Source organism: Phenylobacterium sp., assembly GCF_025351295.1.
GTDB lineage: Bacteria > Pseudomonadota > Alphaproteobacteria > Caulobacterales > Caulobacteraceae > Phenylobacterium.
This window is the reverse complement of sequence record NZ_JANXWD010000143.1, coordinates 1-11,197: the sequence shown is the minus strand read 5'-3', so window position 1 is coordinate 11,197 and position 11,197 is coordinate 1. Positions and strand designations below refer to the sequence as shown.

Annotated in this window: 11 protein-coding genes; 6 read left to right on the top strand and 5 right to left on the bottom strand. The window is 71.2% G+C overall.

The window, feature by feature from the left end; all coding sequences use genetic code 11:
• Positions 1-93 precede the first annotated feature (93 nt).
• Positions 94-444, bottom strand: coding sequence for a YciI family protein (locus Q0R13_RS19875; protein WP_293907231.1), 351 nt, complete (start codon positions 442-444; stop codon positions 94-96).
• 242 nt (positions 445-686) lie between these two features.
• Here Q0R13_RS19875 and Q0R13_RS19870 point away from each other — a divergent pair, with 242 nt between their 5' ends.
• From Q0R13_RS19870 to Q0R13_RS19860, 3 genes are read left to right on the top strand one after another with little or no spacing between them, the layout of a single operon-like run.
• Positions 687-1,310, top strand: a complete 624-nt coding sequence (locus Q0R13_RS19870) for an energy transducer TonB (RefSeq protein ID WP_293907229.1) — start codon at positions 687-689, stop codon at positions 1,308-1,310.
• A 7-nt stretch (positions 1,311-1,317) separates the two neighbouring features.
• Positions 1,318-3,039, top strand: a complete 1,722-nt coding sequence (locus tag Q0R13_RS19865; protein ID WP_293907227.1) for an Hsp70 family protein — start codon at positions 1,318-1,320, stop codon at positions 3,037-3,039.
• Positions 3,036-4,808: a hypothetical protein gene (locus Q0R13_RS19860; protein WP_293907225.1), complete on the top strand. Its 1,773-nt coding sequence runs from the start codon at positions 3,036-3,038 to the stop codon at positions 4,806-4,808. Before Q0R13_RS19865 ends, Q0R13_RS19860 begins: the two co-directional genes overlap by 4 nt.
• Positions 4,809-4,985: 177 nt before the next feature.
• Here Q0R13_RS19860 and Q0R13_RS19855 read toward each other — a convergent pair whose 3' ends face one another.
• The gene (locus Q0R13_RS19855; protein WP_293907223.1) at positions 4,986-6,320 is read right to left on the bottom strand and encodes a dihydroorotase; all 1,335 of its coding nucleotides are present in this window, start codon (positions 6,318-6,320) and stop codon (positions 4,986-4,988) included.
• A 24-nt stretch (positions 6,321-6,344) separates the two neighbouring features.
• Positions 6,345-7,313 carry a glycosyltransferase family 9 protein gene (locus Q0R13_RS19850; protein WP_293907221.1) on the bottom strand — a complete coding sequence of 323 codons (969 nt, stop codon included), beginning with the start codon at positions 7,311-7,313 and terminating at the stop codon, positions 6,345-6,347.
• 61 nt (positions 7,314-7,374) lie between these two features.
• On the opposite strand from Q0R13_RS19850, the gene Q0R13_RS19845 reads away from it, so the two are divergent.
• Positions 7,375-8,235, top strand: coding sequence for a folate-binding protein YgfZ (locus Q0R13_RS19845; RefSeq protein WP_293907219.1), 861 nt, complete (start codon positions 7,375-7,377; stop codon positions 8,233-8,235).
• 159 nt (positions 8,236-8,394) lie between these two features.
• On the opposite strand, the gene Q0R13_RS19840 is transcribed toward Q0R13_RS19845, so the two are convergent.
• Complete coding sequence (locus tag Q0R13_RS19840; protein ID WP_293907217.1) at positions 8,395-9,270, bottom strand: alpha/beta hydrolase; 876 nt, start codon at positions 9,268-9,270, stop codon at positions 8,395-8,397.
• Positions 9,271-9,321: 51 nt separating this feature from the next.
• Here Q0R13_RS19840 and Q0R13_RS19835 point away from each other — a divergent pair, with 51 nt between their 5' ends.
• Both Q0R13_RS19835 and Q0R13_RS19830 read left to right on the top strand, forming a co-directional pair.
• The gene (locus Q0R13_RS19835) at positions 9,322-9,912 is read left to right on the top strand and encodes a DNA-3-methyladenine glycosylase I (RefSeq protein ID WP_293907215.1); all 591 of its coding nucleotides are present in this window, start codon (positions 9,322-9,324) and stop codon (positions 9,910-9,912) included.
• Positions 9,912-10,565, top strand: a complete 654-nt coding sequence (locus Q0R13_RS19830; protein ID WP_293907213.1) for a ribonuclease HII — start codon at positions 9,912-9,914, stop codon at positions 10,563-10,565. The genes Q0R13_RS19835 and Q0R13_RS19830 overlap by 1 nt, the downstream gene beginning before the upstream one ends.
• A 108-nt stretch (positions 10,566-10,673) precedes the next feature.
• Here Q0R13_RS19830 and Q0R13_RS19825 read toward each other — a convergent pair.
• The coding region (locus Q0R13_RS19825; protein WP_293907211.1) for a PEPxxWA-CTERM sorting domain-containing protein at positions 10,674-11,197 on the bottom strand (524 nt) is incomplete at its 5' end.

Here is an 11,197-nt window from a genome sequence, read left to right as displayed (position 1 = left end):
AAGGCGTCCTCGGCCAGGTCCAGGTCGCGCAGCCGCGCGGCCAGCGCGGCGACCACCCGCGGCCGCGCCGCCGAGATCGCCGCGCCGAACATCCTAGTGGACCATCAGCGGCCGCACCTCGACCTTGCCGCCGTCCACGACCGGCACCCGCCTGGCGACGGCCAGCGCATCGTCGAGGTTCGGCACCTCGATCATGTAGTAGCCGCCCAGGTGCTCGCGGGTCTCGGCGAAGGGGCCGTCGTGGACCGTCTGCTGGCCGTTCTGGGTGACGACGGTGGTGGCGGTGGCGATGCCCTGCAGGCCGGAGCCGTCCTTCTGGATGCCCTTGGCGCGCAGGTCGGCGGCCAGGGCCATGTGCTTGGCGACGATGTCGGTCATGCGGGTCTTGCCGGCCGCACCCTCGAACGCGGTCTCGGGTTCGTAGATCAGGATCATGTACTGCATGGCGGGGTCCCTTTCCGGGGTCAGAGTGCGCGACGCGGAGGCGTGCGTCACCTGGGGAGACGCGCGGGCGGCGGCAGATTCGACAGCCGGTTGCGCGTGCTTGTGGAAGCCGGCTGATTTTGCCAGCTTCCAGGCCAGGGGCGGCGTGGCGGTCGGGCCGGATTTCAGGGGGTGTGAGTTTGGCTCTCGGTCGGCCGTGGCGCCGGATAGCGATTGGTGCGTCGACCCTGGCGGCGGCGCTCGTGGCCGCGACGGCTGGCGCACAGGACACGGCCTCGCCCCCGGAGCCGGCCCAGGCAACGCGGGAGGCGGCCAGGCTGAACAAGGCCGAGGCGCCGCAGGTGGAGAAGGCCAAGGTCCTGCGCACGCCGACGGACGCCGAGACCGAGATGCTCTACCCGCCGGACGCGCTGCGGCACGCCAAGATGGGCCGGGCGGTGATCACCTGCCAGATCGCGCCGTCGACGCAGCTGGAGAAGTGCGTGATCGCCTCGGAAGACCCGCCGGGCTTCGGCTTCGGCGCGGCCCTGATGCAGGCGGCGAAATTCTATCGGGTGCAGCCGCCCACGGTCGACGGGACGCCGGTGGCCGGGGCCAAGATCACCATCCCGATGAGCTTCCAGCTCAGCCTCGACAAGGCGGCCGAGCAGATCGACCATCGGCAGGCCGCGGCGACGGCGCGGGCCGACGCGCCGCCGGAGACGGAGGCGCAGCGGACGGCTCGGCTCGGGCCGCTCCGCCGGTCGGATAAGGTGCTGTGGGCGCCGGTGTCATACGCGGCGCTGACGATCCTGGGCCTGGCCTGGGCGGTCTTCTGGCCGCAACAAAGACGGCGCAAGAGACGGGCGAACGGCCAGTGGGCGTAAGACTTTCATGATCATCGGCATCGACCTGGGCACCACCAACTGCGCGGTCTCCGTCTGGCGCGACGGGGCGGCGGTGCTGATCCCGAACAGCCTCGGCCACACCCTGACGCCGTCGGCGGTCAGCCTGGATGAGGGCGCCAGGGGGGCGGGGGGCGGCGAGGTGCTGGTCGGCCTGCAGGCCCGCGAGCGGCAATCAACGCACCCCTCGCTGACCGCCACGGCGTTCAAGCGCTACATGGGCTCGACGCGCAAGACCCGGCTGGGCAAGCGCGACTTCCTGCCGGAGGAGCTGTCGGCCCTGCTGCTGAGGCGGCTGAAGGCCGACGCCGAGGCGTTCCTGGGCGAGCCGGTGACCGAGGCGGTGATCACCGTCCCGGCCTATTTCAACGACCGCCAGCGCAAGGCCACGCGCCGCGCCGGCGAGCTGGCGGGCCTGAAGGTCGAGCGGCTGCTGAATGAGCCGACGGCGGCGGCGCTGGCCTATGGCATCCACGAACTGGGCGCCGAGACGCGGTTCATGGTGTTCGACCTAGGCGGCGGCACCTTCGACGTCTCGATCCTGGAGATCTTTGAGGGCATCGTCGAGGTCCGCGCCTCCACGGGCGATACCCTGCTGGGCGGCGAGGACTTCAACGAAGCGATGATCGAGGCCTTCCAGCGGGCCCTGAAGACGCCGTTCGCCGACGCCGACCGGGGCGACCCGGTGTTGACGCAGCGGCTGCGCGAGGCCGCTGAGCGGGCGCGCCGCGCGCTCACCGACCAGCCGGCGGCGCGGATGGCGGTGACCTGGAAGGACCAGGTGTTCGAAGCCGAAATATCGACTGAGCTGTTCGAGGAAGCCGCCGGGCCGCTGGTCGCCCGGCTGCGCGAGCCGGTGCTGCGGGCGCTGCGCGACAGCGGCATCCGCGCCGAGGACCTGAACGAGGTAGTGCTGGTGGGCGGGGCGACGCGGATGCCGATCGTGCGCCGGGCGGTGACCCGGATGTTCGGCCGCTTCCCAAGCCACGCCGTCCACCCGGATGAGGCGGTGGCGGTGGGCGCGGCGGTGCAGGCGGGGCTGAAGGCCCGCGACGTGGCGCTGAAGGAGGTCGTGATGACCGACGTCTGCCCCTACACCCTGGGCGTGGAGGCGGGCGAGCGGGGGCCGAACGGGCAGGTCAAGGCCGGCATCTTCTCGCCGATCATCGAGCGCAACACGATCATCCCGGCCAGCCGGGTGGAGAGCTACTGGACGCTGTCGGCCAACCAGCGGCGGGTGGACATCAACATCTACCAGGGCGAGTCGCGCCAGGTGGCCGACAACGTGCTGCTGGGCCAGCTGGCGGCCGACGTGCCGCCGGCGCCGGCCGGCGAGGTCAATGTCGACGTCCGCTTCACCTATGACATCAACGGGCTGCTGGAGGTCGAGGTGCATGTGCCCCGCACCGGCGAGCGTTATGAGCTGGTGATCCTGGGCGACGAGAGCATGACGCCGGCGCAGGTGATCGCCCGGCGCGAGTCGCTGGCGCGGCTGAAGCAGCACCCGCGCGACAGCGACGCCAACCGCCACGCCCTGGCCCGCGCCGCGCGCTGCTACGAGGCCTTCCTGGGCGACCGGCGCGAGTTCATCGGCCGCTGCATCACCGAGTTCGAGCTGCATCTCGACAAGCAGGAGCCGCGGGCTATCGAGCAGGCGCGGGTGGAATTGCTGAAGCAGCTGGACGCGCTCGAGGGCGAGACCTGGCTGTGAGCGGGCTGTCGATCTGGCGCACGCTGGGGATCGCCGCCACGCGCGACCGAACGGCGATCCGCCGGGCCTATGCTGTCCGGCTGAAGGCGGTGCATCCCGAGGACGACGCGGCGGGGTTCCAGGCGTTGCGCGCGGCCTACGAGCAAGCGCTGCGACTGGCCGCCCAGCCGGAGCGGTCGGTGGCGGTCGAGGCGGCGGTGACCTGGGACGATGCGCCGCCGCCGGTTCCAGCCGCAGTCGCACCCGCTATCGACCGGGTCAGCCGCGAGGAGATCGACGTGCTGGACGCCGCCCTGGCGCGGCTGCGCGACGCGGTGACGGGGCCGGCGGCGGACCGGGACGCCGCGCGTGCGGCGTTCAGGGCGGTGGTCGCCGCCCGCGCCATGGACGCCGTCAGCGTCCGCAGCCAGGTCGAGGCCCAGGTGGGCCGGCTGATCCTGCAGGGCGGCCTGGTCGCCGCGGCGATCGTCGACCCGGCGATCGCCGAGTTCGGCTGGTCGAGCGACCGGCTGGCGGCGCGCTCCGACCTGGGCGCCATGGTGCTGGCCCGGCGCGAGGACATCGCGCTGCTGCTGCAGTTGCAGGCGCCCAGCTCGCCGCGCCATGGCGCCTTCGTCGCCCTGACCCGAAAGCCGGTGGGCGCGCGACAGTGGCGCAACCGGCTGACGCCCGGCCTGCCCAACCAGGTGCGCGCGCTGCTGGAGCTGATCTATGGCAGCCACCGCAGCCTGATCGGCGAGCTGGACAGCGACGCCGTCGAATGGTGGTCGACCTATCTGCGCACACCCCAGCTGGGGCCCGGGGCGATCTGGAGCGTGGTCGCCGCGCCGTTCGTCATCGCGCCGCTGCTGGCCGAGGGTGAGCTGTTCGGCCTCGGGGGCTGGCCGGAATTCGTGGCCGCCTACGCCGTTGCCGTGGCCGGCGTCGCCGTGGTGGCGGCGGTCAGCATCTTCGGCCTGGCGCGGGGCCGGGCGAGATGGCGGCAGACCCGCGCGGCCACCGCGCCGGCCTGGCTGCGCTACGGCTGGGCGCCTGTGATGCTGGCGAACCTGGCGGCGGCGGCCGGGGCGGCGCCGTTCCCGCGGCTGGCGTGGGCGTTTGCGCTGGTGGTCACGATCGGCTTTGCGTGGGCGGCGATCACCGCCGAGCCGGACCGCAACGGGCCGGTGGACATGATCTGGTCGCTGCCGTTCGCCTGGCTGCTGCCATTCCTGCGCATCCGGACGATGACGCCACGCTGGCTGCTGCTGAGCTTCGGCCTGATCCCGCTGGCGCTTGTGTGGTCGGCGATCGCCCCGGAGCTGGGCGAGGCGGCGGTCCTGCGCATGGCGGCGCCGCTGTACCTGGCGGCGGGGGCGTTCGTGACGGGACACCACAGCCTGGAGGCGGCCTGGCGCCACCGGCTGTCGCCGACCGGCCGCCGGATGATCCTGGTCGCCGCCGGCCTGCTGGCCTCGACCTTGCCGTTGATCCTGTGGCGAACGGCTCCAGACGCCGCCTATGCGCCCCTGATCGCGGCGGCGGTGGCGGCGATGGTGCTGCTGGAGCGGATCGTGAGCCTGGGGTGGGACGGCCGCGGGCTGCGGGACAAGCTGTTCCACTGGGGCGGCGTGCCGGCGCTGTTCGCCGCCGTCATTGCCGAGGAGGACGCCCGGCAGGGCAACGCCTTCCTGCTGTTCGGCGGCCTCTGGCTGATGGCTGGGGTCGCCGCAGGGTTGATCGGGGCCCTGCGCCGCGAGCGCGTGGAGATGCGACAGGCCGCAAGTTAGGGCGAGGACTCGATCCTCTGCCCTCACTCGTCATCCCAGGCCTTGTGCCGGGGATCCATCGTCCCGCGGGCCCGGTCGCGGGAGCAGGCCGCGTCGCGCGGCCTGCCGCACGGAATCGCGCAAGCTGAGGCAAGGGTGCCCGGCACAAGGCCGGGGATGACGATCGGGAGGAGAGGGTTACGCCGCCAGCGTCTCCCGGAATCGCACTGGCTGGCCCAGGCTGGGGGCGACGATCTCGGCGTCGCGCATCACTACCCGGCCGCGGATGATGGTCGCCATCGGCCAGCCCTTGGCCTCCATCCCGTCGAAGGGGGTCCAGCCGGAGCGGGTGGCCATCTGGGCGTGGGTGATGGTGCGGCGCGCCTTCAGGTCGACGATGGTCAGGTCGGCGTCGTAGCCGACCGCCAGCCGGCCCTTGTCGGCCAGGTCGAAGATGCGGTTGGCGCCGTGGCTGGTCAGGTCCACCAGCCGCTCCAGGCTGAGCCGGCCCTCGGCCACATGGGTCAGCATCACCGGCAGCAGGGTCTGCACGCCGGGCATGCCAGAGGGCGAGGCCGGGTAGGGGCGGGCCTTCTCCTCGCGGGTGTGCGGGGCGTGGTCGGAGCCCAGCACGTCGGCCACGCCGTTGGCCACCCCGGACCAGACGCCCATGCGGTGGAAATGGTCGCGGATGGGCGGGTTCATCTGGGCGAAGCCCTTCAGCCGCTCGTAGTCCTGCGGCCCCTCGAGGGTGAGGTGCTGCGGGGTGACCTCGACGGAGGCCACGTCCTTGTGGGCGGCCAGGTACTCGATCTCGTCGCGGGTGGTGACGTGCAGGACGTGGATGCGCTTGCCCAGCTTCGTCGCCAGCCGGACCAGGCGGTGAGTGGACTGCAGCGCCGACTGGGCGTCGCGGACCTCCGGGTGGCTGGTCCAGTCGCCGGTGCGGGCCAGGGGCCGGCGGTCGGCCAGACGGTATTCGTCCTCGGAGTGGAAGGTCGCGCGGCGGTTGGTGTGGCGCAGCACCTGCTCGACGCCCTCATCGTCCTGCACCAGCAGGGTGCCCGTCGAGGCGCCCATGAACACCTTCACCCCGCAGCAACCCGGCAGGCGCTCCAGCTCGGCCAGGAAGGCCGCGTTCTCGTGGGTGCCGCCGACGTAGAAGGCGTGGTCGCAGTGCATGCGGCCCGCGGCGCGGACCAGCTTGTCGGCCAGGGCGGCGGGGTCGGTGGTGGTGGGCTCGGTGTTCGGCATTTCAAATACCGCGACAACGCCCCCGAGGACCGCGCCTTGCGACCCGGTCTCCAGGTCTTCCTTCCACTCCAGGCCCGGCTCGCGGAAGTGGACCTGGGTGTCGATGACGCCGGGCATCACCGTCAGCCCCGTGGCGTTGAACACCTCGCCGGCCGAGGCCTGGCCCAGGTCGCCGATGGCGACGAACTTGCCGTCCCGGATGCCGATGTCGGCCCGGCCGCGCCCGGCATGGTTCACCACCTCGCCGCCGCGGACGATCAGATCATAAGTCTCAGTCATTTGGGGTCTCAGGCATTGGGGGTCTCAGTGTTCCGTGGCTTTCAGCAGGTCTCTGGCGGCGGCGACGACGGTCTCCACCGGCAGGTCCATCATGTGACAGATCATCTGGGTGAAGCCAGGGTCCGCGGCCTTGATCTGTGCATAGCCGCGCGGTCCGCGCACCGCCCGCGCATGTTCGCCCCAGGGTGCGTAGAGCTGTTCGTCGGACGGTCCGAACAGGCCGAGGGTCGGTACGCCGGCGGCGGCGGCCAGGTGCATGGCGCCGCTGTCGTTGCCGATGAACAGCCGCGCGCGCTTCAGGCAGGCGAAGGCGGTCAGCAGATCGACCTTCCCGGCCAGGTCAATGAGGCGGCGTCCGCCCACGTCCTTGAGCTGCCGTGCCAGGGTCTCGTCGTCGGCCCCGCCCAGCACCATCAGCCGGCCGCCCTGCAGCGGACCAGGCTCGCGCAGCAGCCGCATGGCCACCTGGCTGAACCGCTCCATCGGCCAGGTTTTGCCGACCCAGTTGGCGGCCGGGGCCAGGGCCAGGATCGGGCCCTCGCCCCGGGTCAGTTCGTCGGCATAGGTCTCGACGTCGGCGTTGGTGAACAGGTGCGGCGCGGCCGGCTCGTCCTCGATCCGCAGGGTCCGGGCGGCCTCCAGCACCTTGTGCACAGGCGCGGCGCTCTTGCGGTGGATGGCGCGGCGCTTCGTGGACAGGAACCGCGAGAGGCCCGAGCCGCGCAGGTCGACGACCAGTCCCCAGCGGGTGTGGCGCACCCGTCGCCAGAGGTCGAACCAATGGCCGCCGCTCCGGGCCTTCTCGAACACGATCACCCGGTCGAGGTTAGGCGTGTGGGCGAACAACGGCGCGGCCACCGGGCCGGCGACGATGGTGAAGCGGGCGTTGGGAATCTCGTCGTGCAGCCGCCGGATCAAGCCTGACGACAGCACCGCGTCGCCGATCCGGGTGGCCGTGATGAACAGGATCGGGAAGGCGGCGGCGGGTGGCATCGGCGTCTCTATAGGCAAGCGCGGGGTGGCGCTCCACTGCGGCGCGTCCCAAATAGCAGCCATGGCCGACGCCCTGACCTATGCCGTCCTTAGCAGCCGCGCCCTGATCGCGCTGGACGGACCCGACTGGCGCGACTTCCTGCAGGGTCTGATCACCCAGGATGTCGAGACGATGGCGCCGGGCCAGGCGCGGTTCGGCGCCCTGCTGACGCCGCAGGGTCGGCTGCTCTACGACCTGTTCGTGATCGAGCGCCCGGACAGCGCCTGGCTGGACGTGGAGGCGGCGCACCGCGAGGCGATCGTCCAGCGGCTGACGATGTACCGCCTGCGCGCCAAGGTCGGGATTGCCCCGGACGACACGCCGGTGAGCATCCTGTTCGGCGGGGATGGGACTGCGCCGGCCGGGGCGGGCTGGGTCGCCGACCCGCGGCTGCCGGAGCTGGGCTGGCGCGGCTATGGCGCGGCGGTCCCGGCGGGCGCCGTGGTCGCCGACGAGGCGGCGCGCGAGGCGCAGAAGCTGCGGCTGGGCGTGCCCGGGCCGGCCGACTGGGGCTCGGACAAGACCTATCCGATCGAGGCCAACTTCGACCTCCTGAACGGGATTGACTTCAAGAAGGGCTGCTTCGTCGGCCAGGAAACGACCTCTCGCATGAAGCGCAGGGGCTCGATCAAGAGCCGCATGCTGCCGATCGTGTTCGAAGGCCCGGCGCCTGCGCCCGGGACCGAGGTGCTGGCCGGCGACCTGCGCGCGGGCGAGGTGCTGTCGGGCGGCGACGGTGCGGCGATGGCGCTGGTCCGGCTGGACCGTGCGCTGGACCGCGACCTCACCGTAGACGGCCGGTCGGTGCGTCTTGAGCGCCCGGCCTGGATGGGCGAGGCGCAATCTCCTCTACCCCCGCGAAGCGGAGAGGGAGAGGGTTAGGGAGAGGGCCGGCGCGTGAGAACCTTATCCGCCGTCGGTTCAGCCATAACCCATTAACGTCGCCGCCGCGGGCCCTTGGGTCACTCGCGGGAGAAGCGGACATGCCCAGCCGGCCCTCTCCCCACCCTCTCCCTCTCCGCTTCGCGGGGGGAGAGGAGGCTACTCTGAGAAGAACGCCCGCAACAACGCCAGCGTCTCTTCCGGCTTCTCCTCCGGGATGAAGTGGCCGCAGTCCAGGGCCTGGCCGCGCACGTCGGGCGCCCATTCGCGCCAGATGGCCAGGGTGTCGTACCAGGCGGCGAGCGCGCCCTTGGCGCCCCACAGCACCTGCACCGGGCAGGCGATCTGGCGGCCGGCCTTGCGGTCCGCCTCGTCGAGCAGGCGGTCGTAGCCGGCGCCGGCCCGGTAGTCCTCGCACATGGCGTGGATCACCGACGGGTTGCGCGCGGCCCGCACATAGTCGGCGTAAGCTTCGCGGTCGAAGGTGGGGATGAGGCCGCCGAACTGGCTCTCGAAGAAGAAGAACTCCGGATTGGCGCCGATCAGGGCTTCCGGCATCGGGTTCGGCTGCACCAGGAACGACCAGTGCCAGTAGGCCAGGGCGAAGCGGCGGTCGGCGCGGGCCCAGACCTCGCCTGTGGGGATGATGTCCATCACAGACACCCGCCGGACGGCCTGGGGATGGTCGAGCGCGAGGCGGTAGGCGACCCGACCGCCGCGGTCATGGCCGGCCACATCGAAGCGGTCGAACCCGAAATGCTGCATCAGCCCGATGGCGTCACGGGCCATGGCGCGCTTCGAGGAGGTTTCATGGTCGTCACTTGTCGGCGGCTTGGTCGAGGCGCCGTAGCCGCGCAGGTCCGGGACGATGACGGTGTGGTCGGCGGCCAGCCCTTCGGCGACGCGCGCCCACATCATGTGCGTCTCGGGATAGCCGTGCAGCAGCAGGACCGGCGGGCCGCCGCCGCGGTGGCGGACTCTGAGGGACACGTCGTCCACAGCGATCTGTGACAGTTCGAAGCCTTCGAACGCCATCGAAGCGACCCCTCTTGTTTCGGCGCCCCGGCTGCGGCGACAGTGCCGCCGATGAGCGAGTCCCTGACCCGGTGCGAATGGCGCGGCATGGCCGGCGACCCGCTGTACACCGCCTATCACGACACCGAATGGGGCGTGCCGGAATACGAGTCCCGCGCGCTCTGGGAGAAATTGGTGCTGGACGGGTTCCAGGCCGGTCTGGCGTGGATCACCATCCTGCGGAAGCGCGAGGCGTTCCGCGCGGCCTTCGACAACTTCGATCCGGAGAAGGTGGCCCGCTACGGCGCGGCCGACCGGGCGCGGCTGATGGCCGACGCCGGCATCGTGCGTTCCAACGCCAAGATCGACGCGGCGATCAATGGGGCGAAGATCTATCTGGCCATGCGCGACAACGGCGAGGACTTCTCCGAGTTCTGCTGGGGCTTCGTCGGCGGCAAGCCGGTACAGAACAGCTGGAGCGCGTTCGGCGAGGTGCCGGCCAAGACCGAGCTGGCCGAACAGGTCGCCAAGGCGCTGAAGGCCAGGGGGTTCAAGTTCGCGGGGCCGGTGATCGTCTATGCCTGGATGCAGGCCGTGGGGATGGTCAACGACCACCTCACCTGCTGCCATCGGCATGAGTTCGTGAAGACCCTGGCGCGCTGATGGCCAAAGGCCCGACGTTCCTGCTGGAGAAGGCCTTCGCCGGAGGCCCCGTCTGTGGCGTGGATGAGGCGGGGCGGGGACCTTGGGCGGGGCCGGTGAGCGCCGGGGCGGTGATCCTCGATCCCCGGCGGACGCCCAAGGGGCTGGACGATTCCAAGAAGCTCACGGCCAAGGCGCGCGAGGGGCTGGAGATCGAGATCAAGGCCCAGGCCGTGGCCTGGGGTGTCGGGTTCGCCAGCGTCGAGGAGATTGCCGAGCTCAACATCCTGCACGCGGCGGGACTGGCCATGCGCCGGGCGATCGCGGCGCTGGCGGTGCGGCCGGCCTTCGCCCTGGTGGACGGCAACTACGCGTTCAAGCTGCCCTGCGAGGTGAAGACGGTGGTGGGCGGCGACGGCAAGTCGAAGTCGATCGCCGCGGCCTCGATCCTGGCCAAGGTGGCCCGCGACCGGCTGATGACCCAGATGGACGCGGTCTATCCCGGCTACGGCTTCGCCAGCCACAAGGGCTACAACGCGCCGATCCACGTCGAGGCGTTGGTCACGATGGGGCCGTGCGAAATCCACCGCCGCGCGTGGCGGCCGGTGCGGTTGGTGCTCGCCGGAATCGATCCGCGGACCGCTGGGGCGGACCAGGGCGTGCTGGCGTTCTAGAGCGCGTCAGGCGACCGAACTGCGCAAGCTGGCCGACGACGCGGTGGTGATCCGGGCGGCCACCGCGCTCGATTACTGGCCACGGGAAGACGGCGGCGACGCGCCGCGTCAGGCGGTCGCCGACGGTGTGCGCCGGGCGCGAAGGGACGCACCGGCAAGGCCAAGCCCGATCAGCATCAGCGCCCATGCCGCCGGCTCTGGAACCCCGCCGCCCTCGGCGACGGTGATCGTGAAATCGGCAGACGCTTCCAACATGCCCAGGGTCGGATTCTCCTCGCCCACGATGAAGACCGGCAACGGCGCGCCAATCGCGAAGTCGTAGATCCCGAGGGGGTCGCCCGCGCTCACGGTGATATCGAACAGGTGGCCGGTGTAGCCCAGGCCCGGCGTCGCCGACGCCATGCCGAACCAGTCGAGGACCCCCTTGTCGAACCCGGCCACGACGTTGAAGCTATGCGTGGCGTTGTCATACGCGTTGGCGACGCTGATCCTGTCGACCAGATAGGTGGGATCGAGGGTGATCGTCCCGTCCATCACGTACATGGCGTCGCCGCTTGCCGGCCTTAGGAACGTCGGGTTCGGCGTATCCAGAACGATGGTCAGGGCGTCTGCCCTCGAGGCGGAACCCGCCA

What these genes read in the sequence shown, in the direction of transcription:
- Q0R13_RS19865 (WP_293907227.1), top strand. Translation starts at nt 1,318, where the DNA reads ATGATCATCGGCATCGACCTGGGCACCACCAACTGCGCGGTCTCCGTC.
- Q0R13_RS19830 (WP_293907213.1), top strand. Translation starts at nt 9,912, where the DNA reads ATGGCCAAAGGCCCGACGTTCCTGCTGGAGAAGGCCTTCGCCGGAGGC.
- Q0R13_RS19855 (WP_293907223.1), bottom strand. Translation starts at nt 6,320, where the DNA reads ATGACTGAGACTTATGATCTGATCGTCCGCGGCGGCGAGGTGGTGAAC.
- Q0R13_RS19840 (WP_293907217.1), bottom strand. Translation starts at nt 9,270, where the DNA reads ATGGCGTTCGAAGGCTTCGAACTGTCACAGATCGCTGTGGACGACGTG.
- Q0R13_RS19835 (WP_293907215.1), top strand. Translation starts at nt 9,322, where the DNA reads ATGAGCGAGTCCCTGACCCGGTGCGAATGGCGCGGCATGGCCGGCGAC.
- Q0R13_RS19845 (WP_293907219.1), top strand. Translation starts at nt 7,375, where the DNA reads ATGGCCGACGCCCTGACCTATGCCGTCCTTAGCAGCCGCGCCCTGATC.
- Q0R13_RS19850 (WP_293907221.1), bottom strand. Translation starts at nt 7,313, where the DNA reads ATGCCACCCGCCGCCGCCTTCCCGATCCTGTTCATCACGGCCACCCGG.
- Q0R13_RS19875 (WP_293907231.1), bottom strand. Translation starts at nt 444, where the DNA reads ATGCAGTACATGATCCTGATCTACGAACCCGAGACCGCGTTCGAGGGT.